This is a genomic window from Tessaracoccus flavescens (assembly GCF_001998865.1).
GTDB classification, from domain to species: domain Bacteria; phylum Actinomycetota; class Actinomycetes; order Propionibacteriales; family Propionibacteriaceae; genus Arachnia; species Arachnia flavescens.
This window is the reverse complement of sequence record NZ_CP019607.1, coordinates 1997268-2014645: the sequence shown is the minus strand read 5'-3', so window position 1 is coordinate 2014645 and position 17378 is coordinate 1997268. Positions and strand designations below refer to the sequence as shown.

Sequence of the window (17378 nt, the reverse complement as noted above, 5' to 3'; positions counted from 1 at the left end):
TTACACGACATCTTCGTTGCCTAATAGCCGGTCTTAGGCAAGCCTAAGCAGCACTCCCCCTCAGGCGCGGCGGCGGATCGCCCACGCCGCCCCGAGCAGAATGAGCCACACCACGCCGACAAGGAGCGCGATCCTGGTCGCGGCGAACACGGCGAGCAGCACGATCACCCCGACGATGAACGCCACCGCGAGCCATGGACCGACCGGCCACAGCGGCACCGGAAAGCGGTCGGCCTGCGCCCCTTCGCGTCCCATCCGTCGGCGCATCCCGAGGTGCGCGAGCAGGATCATCAGCCACACCCACACCGTCGCGAAGGTGGCGAGCGAGGCAACGACGGCGAAGGCCGACTCGGGCACGACGGCGTTGAGCACCACTCCGACCGCAAGGGCGCCGATCATGATCAGCACCGCCGCGATCGGCACTCCCCGCGCTGTCGTCCTGCCGAGCGCTGCGGGCGCCTGCCCCTGCCGCGCGAGGGCGAACATCATGCGTCCGGCTCCGAAGGTGTCGGCGTTGATCGCCGAGACGGCGGCGGTGATCACCACTGCGTTGAGCAGGTGCGCGGCTCCCGGGATGCCGAGCGCCGAGAAGATCTGCACGAACGGACTCGCCTCGCCGGTGATCGAGTCCCACGGGGCGAGCGACATGATGACGCCGAGCGGCGATGAAGACGATGACCATGAGGACCCAGATCCAGCGTGGCGCGTTCGGGAACCACAGCCCCAGGTACACGGCGAAGGCCGTCACGTCCGCGATCGCGACGACGACCATCTCGAAGACGTAGGTTCAGCCGGTGACGAAGCCCGCGAAGGGCCCGAGATAGGACGGGCGTACTCCGAGAAGGAGCCCGAGACGGGGTGCCGGACCGCCATCTCGCCGAGGGCCCACATCACCATGAAGACGGCGGCGCCCGCCACCATGTACGCGACGAGCACGATCGGGCCGGCGGCCTGGATCGCGGATGCCGAGCCATAGAAGAGGCCGGTCCCGATCGCGCTGCCGAGCGCCATGAACTGGATGTGTCGGACGCTCAGCCCACGGACGAGCCCGGGGTCCGCATCGGCAGTTGCCGTGGTGAGAGTGGAGTCATGCATCGCAGGGACCACGCTAGGGGTTGCCCCCAGGCGAGACGAACCCGCCCCCACCCGGAAGGCGCGAGCGGCACTGACCGGTCGCCGCTTCTCGCGCAACAGCGGCGAGAGACGGCCACGTGCCGAGTCACTGCCCGACCCGATGGGCAGGCCAGCCCCTAACCGGCATCGGGGACGTTGGCCTCCAGGTCGTCGAGCCAGACCCTCGCGGAGGCGTCCGAGGGCATCCGCCAGTCACCGCGCGGGGACAGCGAACCGCCGGCCAGCACCTTCGGCCCGTTCGGCATGGCGGTGCGCTTGAACTGGTTGCCGAAGAAGCGCTTCAGGAAGACGGCCATCCACTTCTTGATGGTGGCGAGGTCGTAGGCGGTGTGGTCGTCCTCCGGGTAGCCCGCCGGCCAGTCCCCCACCGCGGCGTCGCGCCAGGCGTGCCATTCGAGGAAGGCGATCTTGCTCGGACGGTACCCGCGGCGCAGCACGCCGAAGAGCGTGAAGTCGTGCAGCGCGTACGGGCCGATCGAGTCCTGCGTCGACTGCGGCTTCGCCCCGTCGGCGACCGGGATCAGCTCCGGGGAGATCTCCGTGTTGAGGATCGAGTCGAGGGTCTCGTTGACGCCGTCCTCGGGGAACTGGCCGGACGAGATGACCCAGCGGATCAGGTGCTGCATCAGCGTCTTGGGCACGCCCGCGTTGACGCCGTAGTGGCTCATCTGGTCGCCGACCCCGTACGTGCACCAGCCGAGCGCCAACTCGGAAAGGTCGCCGGTGCCGAGCACGAACCCGCCCCGCTGGTTGGCGGCTCGGAACAGGAAGTCCGTGCGCAGGCCGGCCTGGACGTTCTCGTAGGTGACGTCGTAAACGGGCTCGCCGTCGCCCGCCGGGTGCCCGAGCGCCTTGAGCAGCGCCTCGGCCATCTGCCTGATATCGACCGTCTCGAAGGTGACGCCGAGGGCCTCGGAGAGCAGCGTCGCATTGTTCTTCGTGTGACTCGACGAGGCGAAGCCGGGAAGGGTGAAGGCGAGGATGTGGGTGCGGGGAAGGCCCAGCCGGTCGCAGGCCTTCGCCGCGACGATGAGCGCATGGGTCGAGTCGAGCCCGCCGGACACGCCGATCACGATCTTCGGCGCCTTCTCCGCGACCCCGCCCGACATGGACAGCATTCGACGCTCGAGAGCCGAGACCTGGATGTTGTACGCCTCGTAGCAGTCCTGGTTCAGCCTGGCCGGATCGTCGGGTACGAACGGGAACCGGTTCAGGGGACGTCGGAGCCCCAGTTCGGTGGTCGGCGGGTCGAGTTCGAAGAGGATGGGGGTGAAGGCGAAACCGTCGACGCCGACCGCCCGGGCGTTGTCGTCCATCGAGCCCTGCCGCAGGCGTTCCTGGGCGAGCCTGTCGAGGTCGATGTCGGCGACCAGCAGCGACGCCTCCGGGAGGAAGCGCTCCGACTGGGCGAGTTCGTCACCGGCCTCGTAGATCATCGACTGGCCGTCCCAGCTGAGGTCGGTCGAGGACTCACCGAGGGACGCAGCCGAGTAGATGTAGGCGACCTGGCAGCGGGCCGACTGCGAGCGGACCATGAGGGCGCGGTCCTCCGCGCGTCCGATGGTGATCGGTGAGGCGCTGAGGTTCGCCACGACCGTGGCGCCGGCCAACGCGGCCCGTGTCGACGGTGGCATCGGCACCCACATGTCCTCGCAGATCTCGACGAAGACCTTCAGCCCGGGCACGTCGGCGGCCTCGAAGATCAGGTCGGTGCCGAAGGGGATCTCCGGGTCGTCGACCGCCGTCGGCCAGTGGGGGCGGATCAGGGGCGCCAGATCGGCGCCTGCCGCCTCGGCGAAGTGCCGCTTCTCGTAGAACTCGCGGTAGTTCGGGAGGTAGCTCTTCGGCACGACCCCGAGGATGTTGCCGCGCTGGATCACCACGGCGCAGTTGTAGAGCCGCCGGTCGTTGGCGATGGGCGCGCCGACGACCACCAGCGGCATCAGGTCGGCGGTCTCCTCCGCGATCTTCACGATGGCCGCGTCGACGGCGTCGAGCAGCACGTCCTGGAGCAGGAGGTCGTCGAGCGAGTAGCCACTGACCGACAGCTCGGGGAAGAGTGCGAGCGCGACGCCGTCGTCGTGGCACTGACGCACCTGCTCGACGATCCGCTCGGCGTTGGTGTCCGGCTCACCGAGAGCGACGGAAGGGGTGCAGGCGGCGACGCGGGCGAAGCCGTGGCTGTACAGCGACGTGAACTCCATGCGCTGAGTCTTGCACGTCGCGCCCCACCTCCGCGCAGATCGGGAGCCGGGACAACCCCACCCGTGCGCGACAGCGTCGTGGATGGGTGACGGGCCGGACGGGCCCACCGATGAAGGAGTGACGATGGGTCGCAGATGGATCGCCTGGATGGCCGGGATGCTGCTCGCGCTGACCACCGTCGGCTTCGTCCAGATCACCTATGCGCCGAGCGCCGCCGCCTGCTCCTGCGCGGAGCCGGACCTCGACAAGCTGATGGACGGAGCCGACCTGATCGCCGAGATCAGGGTGCTGACCGCCGGCACCGTTGCAGGTGAGCGGAGCCTCGGCGAGTACACGGTCGCGACCGTGCGCGAATGGAAGGGCGGGCGTCAGAGCGTCAACACCCTTCGCACCTACCACGAGATCCCCGCGTGCGGGCTAGGAAAGCTCCGGGTCGAGGATGAGTTCCGCGTCTGGGGCTACAGCGACGGCGATGGCGGCTACAGCACGACCTGGTGCTCCCTGCCACGAGAGACACCCGCCGAGGTGGACGCGGCTCTCGAGGCCAGGTTCGGCGCTCCCTGGGAGCCGGACGAGGTCGCGACCGCCCCCGCCGATCCCATTTCCGGCTCTGGCGTTCCGGTGCTGATCGGAGCCGGCCTGCTCGGTGTACCGGGGATCGTCGCGCTGCTCGTCGTCGAGGTCGCGCGATGAGGCGGATCTGCGCCCTTTCCGACGCCGTCGTCCTCGTGGTGGCCCTCCAGGGACTCTCCGCGGGAGGCGCGGCCGCCTGCTCGCTGACCTCGCCCGACCAGCTACCGACACCTGCGCAACGCTACGGGTACGCGGGCCCTGGTGGCGCTCGTGACCATCGTCGACGAGCACGAACCGGTGGGAGCCTCGTCCGCCAGCTACGACGTCGACGTCACGGTGCTCTGGAAGGGCGACCCCCTGCCCGATACCCAGGTGACCGTGCAGGACTCCTCATGCGGTGAGCGCCGCTTCGACGTCGGGGACCAGGTGCTGATCGTGGCCGAGGACATCTCCAGTTCCTATGACCTGTCGACCGGTTGGGGCGACCCGAGCATCGAGGAGGTCACCGCGGTCGCCGGGGACGGTCTGACCGCCGCGGGGGATCCGGAGCTGTTCGCACGGATCAACGAGGTCACCGAACCCACCCATCCCGAAACTCCGCCCGCCGAGCACCTGCTCGCCGCGATCGGGCCGGCACGGCTGGCCCTGATGCTGTACGCCGCCTTCTGCCTGGCCGTGCCCTTCGGGCTCGCGATCGGCCTCAGACCCATCACACGAAAGGCCTGACCATGCTCCGACCGATGGTCGCAACCCTGCTCCTGACCGTCTCGACCGTCGCCCTTTCCTGCCTCCCGGAGCCGGCATCGGCCTGCGACATCCAGCCGGTCGGCGATCCTCCCACCGTCGCGGAGCAGTTCGACGAGTCGGCAACGGTCGCCCTCGTCACCGTGGTCGACGAGCACGAGCCCGTCCTCAGTAACCACGCCAGCTACGACGTGGACTACACCGAGATCTGGAAGGGCTCGCCACTTCCGGGAGGCACGGTCGACGTCGTCACCCACTACTGCGGCGGAGGTCCGCGCCTCGACGTCGGAGACCGGGTCCTGATCCTGCAGTCGGACAGCTCGACCGGCTACCGGGTATGGGACGCCAACCTCTCACTGCTCGACGAACTCAGGCAGGCCAGGGGCGACGGTGCGACCGCGGCGACCGATCCCGAGCGGTTCGACCGGCTCAACACGCACCACCCCCTGCCCGTTCCCGCAGCGCTGGTCGACCCGCTGGGCATCCTGCCGACTCCTGCGCGCTGGCTGGTGGTCAACCTCGTCGGACTCCAACTCGCCGTCGCCGCCCTGTGCCTGGTACGCAGGACAACCTCACCTGCTTCGCACCGCGTCGTGGAGAGGGAAGCCCCTGGAAGGACGTCACAATGACCACCCGCGCCATCATCTCCCGGTGCCTGCTCGCAGCGACGGTTGTCGGTGCTCTCACCTGGGGCGCCGCCTCTCCCGCGTCGGCCTGCACCCCCGTCACGCAGGACCTGTTCGAGACCCAGTTCGCGCAGCGCCTCACCGACTCCGACCTGGTCGCCATGGTCGAGGTGATCGACGAGTCAGAGCCCTTCGGCGACGGCAAGGCCACCTACGACGTCGCCTACGTCGAGACCTGGAAGGGCGTACCACGGGCGGGCACGACGGTCACAACCGAGTTCGCGCCCTGCCACGAGGGGCCGCTGCGACTGGACGTCGGCGACCGGGTCCTGCTCGTCGAGCCGGAGGTCAGCGATGAGTACGCAATCAGCGCCCAACTCGACCACCTCCGCGGTCTCGTCGTGCAGAACCTCGGTGAGCCGCACCCGGTCGACAACGCGGGCGTGGAGCCAGCCTTCCGGCTGCCCGACCTGCGAGACGTGCGCCAGGTGATCGGCGCGACCGTCGCCCTCTCCTGGATCCTGACGCTCGCCTGACCGCCACCCGCGGGGCACCTGGAGCATTCGGCCGGGGCAACCTGGGTGGCCGCTCGCGGCGTCGTATGGTCAGGGTGTCGACGGCGACACCCGGCTGAGAAAGGCGGTGCCGTGATGCGCATCCGGACTGGTCTGCTCGCGCTGCTGATGGTGGCCGGCTCGATGGGGATCGCCTGGCAGCAGGCCGCACCGGCGGCCGCCTGCAGCTGTGCGATCTCGACGACGCAGGAGCGCGCCGACTTCGCCGAACTTGTGGTCGAGGGGACGATCACCGAGGTCAGGCCGCCGGGCGGGGTGATCGTCAGCAGTTCCGACCCGACGGTCGTCACCGTCGACGTGGACCGCGTCTGGAAGGGCGAGGCCGCCTCGACGATCGAGATCTCGACACCCTCGAGCTCGGCCTCCTGCGGGTTCGACGGCCTCAGGAAGGACACGACGATCCTCGTCTTCGCCCGCCACGCAGACGTGATGGGTGAGCGGATCGACGGCTGGGGCACCACGCTCTGCGACGGCACCGGGACGAGCGACCCCCAGGTGACGGCTGATCTGACGGCGCTGCTCGGCGACCCGCTCACCCCGTCCGACGGCGCTCCGCCGCCGACGCTCGTCGATCCCGGCACCGGGCACCCCATCGCTGTCGACCGGCCCGGCCTGGTGGAGGGCGTGCCGGGTGGCATGCTCATCCCGCTGGCCCTCACGCTGGGGGCGGGCCTGCTCGCGGGGCTGATCGCCTGGCTCCGACGACGCGCCTGAGCACGCGCATCGCGACGCAGAACCCCTTCACAGGAGATACTGCTGGGCATGGAAATGCTTCCCATGACGTTTGCGGCCGGCTGGGCCTCAGGCATCAACGCCTATGCGACGGTGCTCTTGCTCGGCCTGCTCGGCCGCTTCCTCGGCGTCGACAGCGTCCCCGCCGGGCTGCAGCGCACCGACGTGCTGATCATCATGGGCGTGTTCGCCGTGATCGAGCTGGTGGCGGACAAGATTCCCGTCGTCGACTCGATCTGGGACGTCCCCTCGACCGTGATCCGTCCCGTGGCGGGAGCCGCGATCGGCGCTCTCATGGCGGGGGCGCAGGGCGACCTGTGGACCATCACCCTCGCCTCGGTCGGCGGCCTCACCGCGCTGGTCAGCCATCTCGCGAAGGCGAGCATCCGGCTGGCAGCGAACAGCTCCCCGGAGCCGGTGACCAACGTCGGGGCCTCCCTCGCCGGCGATGTCGGCGTGGTCGGCGTCACGACGCTCGCGGTGCTCTACCCGGTGGCGGCCGCCGTCGTCGCGGGCATCCTGCTGATCATCATGGTGATCCTTGCCATCGTGCTGCTGCGCTTCGCGAGGAAGGGCTGGCGTTGGCTGCGCAACCGCAGGGCCCAGCGGGAGCCGAACCCAAGCCTCTGACTGTGATGCGGGAGGCTGCGATGAGCCAAGGTGCACAGGTCAGGCGGCGTGTTTGGGGCCCGGCGCCCAGCCCATCGGCATCTTGACGCCGAGCCCGTTCGGCTCGACCGAGACGCGCACCGCGCGGATCTTGCCGAAGGGGTCGCCGTCGAGCTGAATCTCCTCAGGCTCGCGCAGCACGAGCGTGACCTCCTTGGCCTGGCGGTAGCTGAGCTCCTTGGCGTTGTCGTCGCGGTCGCGCCACTTGCGGGGCTTGACCTTGCGCAGCAGGGTGTTGTCAACCAGCACCCGCCACGCGAGACGGAACCAGCCGAACGGCCCGCTTGGCTGGGCCGCGACGATGTCGAGCTGGCCGTCGTCGACCGAGGCGTCCGGCATCAGGGTGACGTTGTGGCCGATTGTCCCGACGTTGCCGACGAGGATCGTGTGCACCTTCGCCTGCTTCGGGGAATCGTCGTCGACGCGGTACTGGATCAGCATCCGACGGTCCTTCAGCAGGGCGGTCATGCCGGCCTTCACGTAGGCGAGCACGCCGACCTTCTTCTTCAGCTCCTCGTCCGTCGACGACATGATCTGGGCGTCGAGGCCCATGCCCGCGATGACGACGAACGCCTTGCGTTCCTCCTCGCCTTCGGGACGCTTCCAGTCCACGAAGCCGAGATCGATGTCACGATTGGGGCCCTCGAGCGCGATCTGCACGGCGGCAGGCAGGTCGTAGATCGGCAGCTTCAGGTTCTTGGCCAGAAGGTTGCCGGTGCCCCGCGGGACGAGCGCCAGCGGCACGTCCGATCCGGCGAGGCCCTCGGCGACCGCACGGACCGTCCCGTCACCGCCGACGGCGATCACGACGTCGCAGCCGTCCTCGACGGCCTGTCGCGCCTGTTCGGTGCCGGGCGAGCCCTTCTCGGTCTCGTACCACCTGGTCTCGCTCCAACCCGCCTTCTTCCTGGCGAGCTCGAGCACCTCGTCAAGCGCGTCGCGCTTGAGCTTGGTCGGGTTGTAGACGACTGCAGCGTTTGGCATCTGCCCATTCTGACCGATGGTCGGCTCTCGGTCAGCGGTGATCTGACGAACGCTCCTGCCACACGGCAACCGTCCACGCAGGCAGTTCAACGGCGCCGGAGACGTTCGGGCCCTCGCCCTCCGGCCAGTAGTTGCAGTGCGACTCCTCGCTGACATCGGTGTTGATCAGCGCGCGCCAGGTTCCCACCTCCAGTTCGGGGGCGGTGAACGTGATCGGCACGCTCGCCATGTTGATCATCACCCAGAAGTTGTCGCCGGGAGAGTTGATGTAAACACCCACTGCGCGGTCCCCGTCAACCGGGTGGCCCTGGCCGGACGGGGTGCGGAAGAGGTAGGACACGTCCTGGTCGTCGGCGAGCAGATCGCCCCAGTGGTTCTGCTGGAGGGCGTCATGCCGCTGGCGCAGGTTCGCGATGAAGGTGGCGAACCGGAACAGCCCGTTCACGTCGGCATCGGTGTCGAACTCACCGAAGTTGTCGTGGTACTGCGCCTCGACGCCTGCCTCGACGGGCACCCGCTGCGGGGCGTTGGTCGGGATCATGGCGTAGTTGTTGCACATGGCGAGCGAGTGCAGCTCCCACGGGTTGTTGTTGCCGTTCTGGGTGCGGCCGAACTCGTCGCCCGCAACGACCATGGGGACGCCACGCGAAAGGAAGAGGATCGCCCACAGGTTGCGGACGCGCTGGCGGCGAAGCGGCTGCGAGCCCCCCGAATCCCAGGAGAGGTTGTCGTCGGATCCGCCGTCGGACGGGCCGAAGGGGTAGGGCTGGTCGTTGTTCTTCTTCTGGTAGCTGACCAGGTCGGCCATGTTGAAGCCGTCGTGCGCGTCGACGAAGTTGATCGTCTTCTGCGCCCCACCCGAGGTGTGGAAGTGGTGGTAGTCGCCGTTGAACATGTCGACGAAGCCGGGCGCGTTGCCGTCGCCCTTGGTGAACCGGCGCACTGCGTCGCGGTAGCGGCCGTTCCACTCGCCCCAGCCCTTGGGGAAGTTTCCGACCTCGTAGCCCCAGAGATCCCAGGCCTCGGCGATGACCTCGATGTCGTTCTCGTTCGCGAAGTCGGCGATCGCCACCAGGAGCGGGTGGTCGCTGAAGAACCGCTTCTGATTGCCCCAGTCCTCGGGATCGGCGTCGCCCGGAAGGCGGCCGAGCACGGTGGCGAGGTCGAAGCGGAACCCGTCGACCTGCATGTCGTCGGTCCAGTACCTCAGCGAGTCGAGGACGAGCTGGCGCGCCACGTCGGAGGAGTAGTTGATCTGGTTACCGGTCCCGGTCGCGCCGTCGACGAGGGTCTTCGACTCGGTCATCTGGTAGTACTCCGCCGTGGCGAAGCCGCCGAGCGTCGTGAAACCGACGGTGTTGACGTCGCCTCCCCAGTTGCCGCCCTCGGCGGTGTGGTTGTAGACGACATCGAGGTAGACCTCGAGGCCGACGTCGTGGAAGGCCGAGACCATCTCCTTGAACTCGCGCGTCGGGCCGCCCCAGCTCTGGTCGTGGGCGTAGAGCCGGTTGGGCGCGAAGAAGTCCAGCGTCATGTAGCCCCACGAGTTGGTCTTCGAGTCGCGGCCCGACTCGGAGGCGTTGGTCTCGTGCACGGGCAGCAGCTCGATCGTGGTCAGGCCGAGCGCCTTGAGGTAGGGGGCGAGCATGCCGACGCCCTTGTAGGTGCCGCGGTACTCGTCGGGGATGTTGGCGACGGCGCCGAAGCCGGGCTCGTCGGCGAGCAGATCGCCGAGCCGGGTCGAGGACGGATGCGCGGTCGCCTGGTCGACGGAGACCTCGTAGATGGCGGTGCGCTCGCCCGGGATGTTCGGCTTGGCCGTCACCTCGGTGTAGTCGGCGATCACGACGCCCTTCGGCGCGTAGATGGCGGTGTCGATCAGGCGACGGGGCACGCCGTTGACGTCGTCGCCTCCGCCTCCGAATACGCCGTCGTTGACGCCGAGCTTCGCGAGCTTGTCCGTGTACAGGTTGTGCGTGATCTCGCGCGCGTACGGGTCGAAGAGGACCTTGTTGGGGTTGAACCGGTTGCCCGCCTCGTCGAGATCGGCCACGAAGCCTGCGGACGACCCCGGGGTCCACTCCTCGTCATAGGTCCAGTTCGGGCCCCAGACGCGGTAGCCGTAGAGGGCGTTGAGCTGGAGGCCCTGGAGCTTGCCGCGCCAGACCCCGTCCTGGCCCTTGGCGAGGGGGAAAGAGGCGCTGGCGAACGCACCCATGGCCTCGGGGTAGATCTCGAGCAGGACTCGGGTGGCGACTGGCGCGTAGACCGCGAAGGTCATCCCTTCGGCCGACGGGTGGGCGCCGAGCGCCCAATCCGCGGTCGACCAGGAGGACTCGTCGATGGCGATGACTTCGGACATGATGCGAATTCTAGAACGTTCAAGCGAATTGACGTGATTTCCCGTCGTCGGGGGGGAATTCATCTCGGTGATGGACGCGGAGTCGGGGGCGGGTCACGGCGTCAGGCCGACTCCAGCTCGGCCAGCAGCTCGCGCGCCTTGATCAGGGCCTTGCCCGTCCCCTTGCGCTGGGCGAGCTCGCGCAGCCCCGGCCAAGCCTCGTCGAGTACAGGCATCCAGCCGTGACGCCTGGCCTCCACCAGTTGGGGCGAGAGGAACAGCGCGGTGTCGAGCACGGGGTTGAGCCAGGTCGGCAGCCTCTGCAGCGTTGCGGCGGCGCTGACCGCCTGCGCCAGCACCGGCCACAGGGTGGGCAACCAGGTCGGCTCGAGGTCGATCAGCCGCGCGAGGGGCCTCGGGTTGAGGCCCTTCTCCAGCAGGAGGCGGATCGCCTCGCGCACGCCGTCAGCGGTCGGGCGGGGTGCGGACTCGTCAAACCCGGACCGTCGGTGCCCGGCCTCCCCCACCCGGGACCAGGTCACCAGGAGGGCGGCCACCGTCGCGACGGTCAGTTCCGTAGGCGTCACCTCGGGCCGGGTGTCGCGGACGGGGAGGCCGTCCTTCATCTCGATCGGCTCGACCCAGAGGCTCCCGTCGCGGGGCGTGAGCCACAGCCACAGGTCCGGATGCCGGGCCGTGCGTTCGGCGATGGAGCGCACCGGCAGTCTCCCCGCGAAGAGCTCGAAGTCGCTGACCCCGTTCCAGAGGAACCGTTCACCACTCGGGAGCGTCGCGTCGAGACAGATACGTTTCCATTCGTCCTCGACCAGCGTGAACCCCACGCCGTCGCCGATCACTGGCACCGCGGCGTCCGTCTGCGTCCACCTGCTGGTCAGGTCGGCCTCGGAACGCGGCGGCGGCGCCTGTGCCGGGATCGGGGCAGGCGTTGCGGCTGGGAGGTCGGCCACGAGGGACCGCGCGAGCTTCGCCGCACGTGTCGAACCACCCCGCTCGGCCAGGGCACGCACTCCCGGTAGGGCCAGCGCGTCGGCGCCGGTCGCGCCTGCGGAGACGGCGTGGCGGACGGAGGGGAGCAGGGACAGCATCGCCTGGACGAGGTCTGCCGTCCCGGCGAGCAGTTTCGGCCGCTGGAGTGAGAGCGTGACGAGGTCGTCGAGCAGCGGCCAGACGAGCGCGAGCATCGACTCCTCGGCAAGCTCGAGGCAGACGCGGGCGAAGGCGGCGAGCGCGGTGGGCGTGGGGTGCCAGTCGAGCAGTCCGACGTCGGGAACGCCCGGGCGGAGGAGTCCGCGCTCCCAGGCCTCGCGCACGGCGGTGGTCAACTCGTCGCCCGCGGCGGGCGGATAGGCCCTCTGGGCGGCGATCAGATTCACCGCCATCCCCGGCGTGAGGGGGGCGGACCTTCGGGCCGCCTGACGCGCAAGGGGGCCGATGTCGACCCAGTCTTCCTGGCGCAGATCGATCCAGCCAGCGTCTCCCCAGCCAGGAAAGGCGTAGGCGTCCATGCGGTCGTCGACAAAGTGCGAGGGCAAGCGCCTCAGTGCCGCGGCCGGCCGGGTCTCTGCGGGCACGAAGAAGCCCCAGTGCTCAACCTCGACGAGGGCGGGCTCCTGCTGGGGTTGGTCAAGGTAGTCAGCGGCGATCGCGCCCGCCGAGCCGCCAGTCTCTACGGCGACCCGCAGGCCGCGCAGCGACGCCCGCAGTTCCTGGTCGGCCGTTCGGTGGTCGGTCCGCATGAGGGCAAGGCCGAGGTCAGCCTCACTGACCGGGACGCCGAGGCGCTCGTACTCCTGCAGGCGCGCCAGGAGGTCCGCTGGCTCGATGCGCAGGTCCTCCCAACTCGGCATGGACACCAGGACGGGCAGTTCGCCGAGACGCCGCATCACCTGCGCCTCACGCTCCCCGACGGGGTCTGCGTTCCGGCTGGCACGGAGATGCGCCATGTTCCCGGAGCGCCAGTGACCGACGTGGGCCAGGCCGGGCGTCCAACTCTCCTGCACCCCGGCAAGGGCCGACCTGCATCCCTCGAGGTCGGTGGCCGCCACTTCGTTGGCCAGCACGAGGAAGCGGTCGACCTCGACATCGTGGACGGAACCTCCACGTCCGAACAGGACGGCCGCCGCCTCGGTCAGCGCGGCGGGAGTGGGCTCGGGCGTGCTGAACCGCATTCCGTCCCACACGCGCGGCGCATCCTGCCACGGGACCAGTTCCTGGGGGTCCTGATCTGTCGGGGGCTCGATCCCCCACGCCGCCGTCACGGCCTTGGCGGCCTTGACGATCTGGTCGTCGCCGCTGACCAACTGCGCAGGGATGAGGGCCGCGGCGAGCTCGACCACCTCGCCGGAGGGCCGCTCACGCTGTGCCATCGCCCGCAGCAGGAGGAGGGTGGTCTTCTTGACCGTCGTGGGGAGCGAGACCGCGAGCACGTCGCCGAGCAGAGAGTCGTCGCCGCCCGCGATCAAGGCGGGAGCCAGTCGCCCGATGGGTTGGCTGTCGCCGTAGCTGAGCACCGACACGACGAGGTCGCCCCGCGCCAGGATCTCCGCGTCCGTCACCGACAGGTCATCGAGCACCCTGAGCCACAGCTTCCGGTCGACCGGCCGGGTGGCGACGTTCAACGCCGTGAACGCCAACTCGACGGCGACCCCTCGCCCGAGCCAGCCCTTCTCGACCGCCGGCGCCACGATCTCCTCCACCGCACCGTCCTGGAAGGCTTGGGCCGCGACGCAGGCCTCGAGATGCTCCTCGAACCGCTGGGACAGCAGCTCCGCGTCCGGCCACACCTCACCGGGGTCGCGGGGGGCGGCGTTTCCCGTCAGCACATGGGAGGCGAACCACGCCCATGCCCGCAAGTATCCGGGGTCATCCGGAAGGTCGAGCCCGAGCCGGATCACCAGCGGGACGATCACCGGCCCCAGTGATCCACGCCTTCGCGCATAGGCCTGGACGAAGGCGGCGCCGCGTTCCTCCACGACCCTGATCAGGACCGGGGTCGCGCGCCTAGGCAACACGACCGCCGCGCGGGCGGCGCTCACGCCGACCCGGACCGCGAAGATGCCGAGCATCTCGTCGTTCGCGTCGACGGCCGTCTTCCATCGGTGGGTGCCGCGCTCCCGCACGTACTCTCCCCAGTCGCCCGACGCCAGTCCGCGGCGGGCGATGGCCTGCTGCTCCGGTGTCCCGAGCGGCAAGGTGGCGGCCTCGGAGACGTCGGCTGTGCCCCAGCCGAGCTCGTAGAAGACGGCCAGCGCGGCGGAGAGATCCGGGTTCTGCTTCACGTCACGCCCGTTCCCGGCTCGCCAGGTCGGCGGCGAGCGCATGGGCGCAGGGGCCGCGGCCGGTGCCGTGACGCAGGTACCAGGTGCAGGTGCAGGTGAGCGCTCCGTCGCCGCGCCTGACGGTGTAGCCGGGGCCGTCACCGGAGGTCACCCTCCACACCCCGTCACCGTCCTGCTGCACCGAGCCGGACTCGACGAGGGCGCGGGCCTTGACAAGGCGAGGGTTGTCCTTGTCGACGTGGCTGGGGTCGTGCGGCAGCTCGCGATGGAACCAGGCGTCGTCGGCCGTATCCCAGCCGACCCGGCCGGAGGCCGCGAGGACGGCCAGGCCGCCCCTGACCCGTTGCGTGGTCAGCCCGGAGTCACGTTCGAGGCGCCCCAGGTCGATGACCGGCTCGAAGGCCAGGAGAGCGGCGAGCAGGTCGGCGTCCTCCAGCGCCTGGGGACCGGCGAGCCCGGTCAGCAGGGATCCCTCGCCGGAGTGGCCGCGCCATGCCTCGTCGGTCAGGCCGAGGGTGATCCGGGCGCCGGGCAGGTCGACCGTGACGACGACCGACCCCTGTTCCTGCGTTCCATGGACGGAGGCACCCGTGACGTGTGGCAGCAGCCGCTTCAACGCCCCGAGCCGGTGCAGGCCGCGCACCTTGACGCCTCCGGCCGCTCGTCTGGGGCTGAGCTGTCCCTTGGCCGTGAGCCAGCCGTCGCGGCCGGTGGAGGTGACTCCGGGCAGCGCGGCGAGGAAGGCCTTGGCGAGCGGGCCGCTCAGCGTGAAGGCGTGCGGAAGCCCGTGGTGCAGCTCGGCCACGTTGCCGAAGGCACGCACCCATCTGGCCGGCATCTCGACCGGGCGCTCGGTCGCCGTCTCGTCGAGGGTGGAGACGGTCAGGCCTGAGGCGCCGATGTCCAGATGGAGGAGTTGGTCACGCGCGACGCGGCCGAGCGCGGCGCGGGTGGCCAGGTTGATGTCGACGTTGGTCGTGCCGTGGGCGAGTTCACCGGAGTCGAAGGCGTCAGGCAGCAGGTCGAGCCTGGCGTAGACGCTGTTGCAGGCGGAGAACACCTCGGCGCGGAGCCTGTCTCCGTGCGCCGTCAGCACGGGGTCGCGCTGGGCCGACGGCGAGAACTGGAAGTAGCGCGTCGAGGTGATGTCGGCGAGGGTGAGCAGGCCACGGGCGAGCACGAGCGGCTGGGCCGCGAAGCCGCTGAAGAAGATGGGTGACTCGGCCAGTCCGTCGGGAGTCAGTGCAGGGGCGAGCGCGAGCGCGAGGTTGTCGTCGACGAGGGCAGACGCATCGTGGAAGGCTCGACTCATGTGGGGAGTCTAGGCCACGCCCCCGACACTCCTGCTGGACCAGTCGAGAGTAATTACCAGGCGTCAAACTCGCCAGACTGCCGGTCCAGCCGAAGAAAGCCCCACCGCGGCGCTGGTGACGCCTCGTACCGAGAGGCGTCGAGGCAACCGCGTGCGATGAGACCGCTTCCGTGCTCGGCGCCCACTCGTGCGGCACGGCGCGCACGTCATCCACTCGACAAAACCAGCGGACTGCGGCGCCCCACTCGTGCTGGACCGCGCAGCGCAGCGCGACCGTCCTGCCGGTTCTGGGAGCGACGACGACGAGGCAACCGCCGGCGTGCGGCCAGAGCCGAGCCGACCACACCCGGAAGCGGGGCGCTCCCGCGCTGTGCGATGCGCCGCCAGGCCCGTGCCATGCATGCGCCAGGCTGTGCTCCTGCTGCCGAGCGCGGTATGGGTGTCACCATCAGTTGGTCATCGGGCACCAGGCTCCGGCGCCATCGACGGCCCGGATTTCACCCCTGTCATCCCCACGCGGGGGCTCGTCGAGACTGACCTGACGCCCTCCCTGACGCGGGCCGTTGCGCACTGCCACCTTGCCCGACGCCACCAGCCACGAGCGACGGCCCGGCAGGTCGGCCCGGTTAGGGTGTGACCATGCTTCGACACGTTTTCTGGGACCTTGGCGGCACTCTCGTTGACACCTACCCCGCGCTGGACGCGGCTCTGGCGGGCGTCGTGCGCTCGCACGGCGGGAGCATCGACGAGACCGAGGTGGCGAAGCTGACGCGTAAGTCGACCGGCCATGCCATCGAGGAACTGTCGTCCCGTTTCGACATCCCGGCCGAGGAGTTCGAGGCCGCCAACGAGGCGCTGAAGGTGGAGTGGTCGAGCGATCCCGCCCCCGCCATGGAGGGGGCCGCCGCGCTGATCGAGGCCGTGCGGGCCGCGGGCGGTAAGAACCTCGTCGTCACCCACCGCGACCGGTTCAGCGCGGTCAACCTCCTCGATGGGCTGGGGCTGGTGGTCGATGACCTGATCTCGACCGCGGACGGCTTCCCCCGCAAGCCCGACCCTGCCATGTACACCGAACTGCTCGAACGTCAGGGCCTTGATCCGGCCGAGTGTCTCGCCGTCGGCGATCGTCCCATCGACGCCGAGGCGGCCCAGGCGGCGGGTATCACGGCGGCGACGCTCGAGTCGTCCGCCGCTCCCGTCGACGACGCGGCCGAGCACTCGGTCGAGAAGCTGGAAGACCTGCGCCCGCTGCTCGGGCTGGAGCCGGCGGAGGTGTGACCAGGCCCTTTGGAGGCTGACCGAGCTGACGCGGTCCAAGATCCGCCGACGGCCGATGCGGCAACCCGGGCCGCGGCGACTGACAAGAAGCGTTGGACGGCTCGCGCACGACTCGTCGGCGCTCCTGCGTGCACAGAGCTACGGGTCAGGAGGATGGTGAGCGGTGCACGCGGGAGCTGGGTTGTAGCCTGACGCCGTGACGGATCAGCCTTCCCTTTCTGCGCTACGCCGCACCGTGCTGCTCGTGGCGTTGCTGAATCTCGGCTACTTCTTCGTGGAGGCGGGCGTCGGCTGGTCGATCGGGTCGGTCTCCCTGTTCGCCGACTCCGTGGACTTCCTGGAGGACACCGCGGTCAACCTGCTGATCTTCGTCGCGACCGGCTGGCCTCTCGCTCATCGGGCGAAGGCGGGGAAGACGATGGCCGTGATCATCATGGTCCCCGCGGCGGCGGCGTTGTGGCAGGCGGTCACGAAGTTCTCGAACCCGGAGGCCCCGGATCCGCTCTCCCTCATGTTGACGGCGGGAGGTGCCGTCGTCGTCAACACCGTGAGCGCCGCCCTGCTGCTGCGGCACCGCGATCACGGCGGGTCGATGTCGAAGGCCGCCTGGCTGGCGGCCCGCAATGACGTGGTGGTGAACCTCGGCATCCTCGCCATGGGCGCGCTGACGCTCACCCTCGTGCCCAACGCCTGGCCCGACCTGCTCCTCGGCCTTGGCATCGTGGTGCTGAACTTCCACGCCGCGAAAGAGGTCTGGGAGGTCGCGGAAGAGGAGGACCTCGCGGCGAAGGCCCTCGCGGGCGAGGTCGACGACGACTGAATGAGGTCGGGCGGGAAGCCAACCCTCATCCCAGGCAGGGCCGCAGACGAACGCCGTTGAGGTGAGGCTAACCGCCCATTCTGAAA

Annotated in this window: 15 protein-coding genes; 8 read left to right on the top strand and 7 right to left on the bottom strand. The window is 69.5% G+C overall.

Features of this window, described 5'->3' with window-relative positions:
- Positions 1-60: 60 nt before the first annotated feature.
- The 3 genes from BW733_RS18980 to BW733_RS09545 all read right to left on the bottom strand — a co-directional run bounded on the left by BW733_RS18980 (position 61) and on the right by BW733_RS09545 (position 3338).
- Complete coding sequence (locus BW733_RS18980) at positions 61-648, bottom strand: amino acid permease (RefSeq protein ID WP_202970163.1); 588 nt, start codon at positions 646-648, stop codon at positions 61-63.
- Positions 649-744: 96 nt separating this feature from the next.
- Positions 745-1095: an amino acid permease gene (locus tag BW733_RS18975; protein ID WP_202970162.1), complete on the bottom strand. Its 351-nt coding sequence runs from the start codon at positions 1093-1095 to the stop codon at positions 745-747.
- A gap of 155 nt (positions 1096-1250) precedes the next feature.
- Entirely contained in the window at positions 1251-3338 is a 2088-nt protein-coding gene (locus BW733_RS09545) for an NAD(+) synthase (protein ID WP_077350000.1), read from the bottom strand.
- Positions 3339-3462: 124 nt separating this feature from the next.
- On the opposite strand from BW733_RS09545, the gene BW733_RS09540 reads away from it, so the two are divergent.
- The 6 genes from BW733_RS09540 to BW733_RS09515 all read left to right on the top strand — a co-directional run bounded on the left by BW733_RS09540 (position 3463) and on the right by BW733_RS09515 (position 7219).
- Positions 3463-4032, top strand: coding sequence for a hypothetical protein (locus BW733_RS09540; RefSeq protein WP_077349998.1), 570 nt, complete (start codon positions 3463-3465; stop codon positions 4030-4032).
- 141 nt (positions 4033-4173) lie between these two features.
- Positions 4174-4638, top strand: a complete 465-nt coding sequence (locus BW733_RS09535; protein WP_077349996.1) for a hypothetical protein — start codon at positions 4174-4176, stop codon at positions 4636-4638.
- A 14-nt stretch (positions 4639-4652) separates the two neighbouring features.
- Positions 4653-5285 carry a hypothetical protein gene (locus tag BW733_RS09530; protein WP_152024648.1) on the top strand — a complete coding sequence of 211 codons (633 nt, stop codon included), beginning with the start codon at positions 4653-4655 and terminating at the stop codon, positions 5283-5285.
- Positions 5282-5818 (top strand): hypothetical protein, encoded by a 537-nt coding sequence (locus tag BW733_RS09525; RefSeq protein WP_077349992.1) that lies wholly within the window; start codon positions 5282-5284, stop codon positions 5816-5818. The genes BW733_RS09530 and BW733_RS09525 overlap by 4 nt, the downstream gene beginning before the upstream one ends.
- Positions 5819-5932: 114 nt before the next feature.
- The gene (locus tag BW733_RS09520) at positions 5933-6571 is read left to right on the top strand and encodes a hypothetical protein (protein ID WP_077349990.1); all 639 of its coding nucleotides are present in this window, start codon (positions 5933-5935) and stop codon (positions 6569-6571) included.
- A gap of 48 nt (positions 6572-6619) precedes the next feature.
- Positions 6620-7219, top strand: coding sequence for a DUF4126 domain-containing protein (locus tag BW733_RS09515; RefSeq protein WP_077349988.1), 600 nt, complete (start codon positions 6620-6622; stop codon positions 7217-7219).
- A 39-nt stretch (positions 7220-7258) separates the two neighbouring features.
- Here BW733_RS09515 and BW733_RS09510 read toward each other — a convergent pair whose 3' ends face one another.
- The 4 genes from BW733_RS09510 to BW733_RS09495 form a co-directional block, all read right to left on the bottom strand.
- Positions 7259-8242, bottom strand: coding sequence for a diacylglycerol/lipid kinase family protein (locus BW733_RS09510; RefSeq protein ID WP_161490198.1), 984 nt, complete (start codon positions 8240-8242; stop codon positions 7259-7261).
- A gap of 31 nt (positions 8243-8273) precedes the next feature.
- On the bottom strand, positions 8274-10604 hold the full coding sequence (locus tag BW733_RS09505) for an alpha-amylase family glycosyl hydrolase (protein WP_077349984.1): 2331 nt from the start codon (positions 10602-10604) through the stop codon (positions 8274-8276).
- A gap of 101 nt (positions 10605-10705) precedes the next feature.
- Complete coding sequence (locus BW733_RS09500; RefSeq protein WP_152024647.1) at positions 10706-13882, bottom strand: DUF7824 domain-containing protein; 3177 nt, start codon at positions 13880-13882, stop codon at positions 10706-10708.
- 1 nt (position 13883) lies between these two features.
- The gene (locus BW733_RS09495; RefSeq protein WP_077349980.1) at positions 13884-15194 is read right to left on the bottom strand and encodes a hypothetical protein; all 1311 of its coding nucleotides are present in this window, start codon (positions 15192-15194) and stop codon (positions 13884-13886) included.
- 639 nt (positions 15195-15833) lie between these two features.
- Between BW733_RS09495 and BW733_RS09490 the strand changes: the two genes are divergently transcribed.
- Complete coding sequence (locus BW733_RS09490; RefSeq protein WP_077349978.1) at positions 15834-16472, top strand: HAD-IA family hydrolase; 639 nt, start codon at positions 15834-15836, stop codon at positions 16470-16472.
- 196 nt (positions 16473-16668) lie between these two features.
- Entirely contained in the window at positions 16669-17292 is a 624-nt protein-coding gene (locus BW733_RS09485; protein ID WP_077349976.1) for a cation efflux transmembrane domain-containing protein, read from the top strand.
- Positions 17293-17378 lie beyond the last annotated feature (86 nt).

What these genes read in the sequence shown, in the direction of transcription:
- BW733_RS18980 (WP_202970163.1), bottom strand. Translation starts at nt 648, where the DNA reads ATGTCGCTCGCCCCGTGGGACTCGATCACCGGCGAGGCGAGTCCGTTC.
- BW733_RS18975 (WP_202970162.1), bottom strand. Translation starts at nt 1,095, where the DNA reads ATGCATGACTCCACTCTCACCACGGCAACTGCCGATGCGGACCCCGGG.
- BW733_RS09545 (WP_077350000.1), bottom strand. Translation starts at nt 3,338, where the DNA reads ATGGAGTTCACGTCGCTGTACAGCCACGGCTTCGCCCGCGTCGCCGCC.
- BW733_RS09540 (WP_077349998.1), top strand. Translation starts at nt 3,463, where the DNA reads ATGGGTCGCAGATGGATCGCCTGGATGGCCGGGATGCTGCTCGCGCTG.
- BW733_RS09530 (WP_152024648.1), top strand. Translation starts at nt 4,653, where the DNA reads ATGGTCGCAACCCTGCTCCTGACCGTCTCGACCGTCGCCCTTTCCTGC.
- BW733_RS09525 (WP_077349992.1), top strand. Translation starts at nt 5,282, where the DNA reads ATGACCACCCGCGCCATCATCTCCCGGTGCCTGCTCGCAGCGACGGTT.
- BW733_RS09520 (WP_077349990.1), top strand. Translation starts at nt 5,933, where the DNA reads ATGCGCATCCGGACTGGTCTGCTCGCGCTGCTGATGGTGGCCGGCTCG.
- BW733_RS09515 (WP_077349988.1), top strand. Translation starts at nt 6,620, where the DNA reads ATGGAAATGCTTCCCATGACGTTTGCGGCCGGCTGGGCCTCAGGCATC.
- BW733_RS09510 (WP_161490198.1), bottom strand. Translation starts at nt 8,242, where the DNA reads ATGCCAAACGCTGCAGTCGTCTACAACCCGACCAAGCTCAAGCGCGAC.
- BW733_RS09505 (WP_077349984.1), bottom strand. Translation starts at nt 10,604, where the DNA reads ATGTCCGAAGTCATCGCCATCGACGAGTCCTCCTGGTCGACCGCGGAT.
- BW733_RS09495 (WP_077349980.1), bottom strand. Translation starts at nt 15,194, where the DNA reads ATGAGTCGAGCCTTCCACGATGCGTCTGCCCTCGTCGACGACAACCTC.
- BW733_RS09490 (WP_077349978.1), top strand. Translation starts at nt 15,834, where the DNA reads ATGCTTCGACACGTTTTCTGGGACCTTGGCGGCACTCTCGTTGACACC.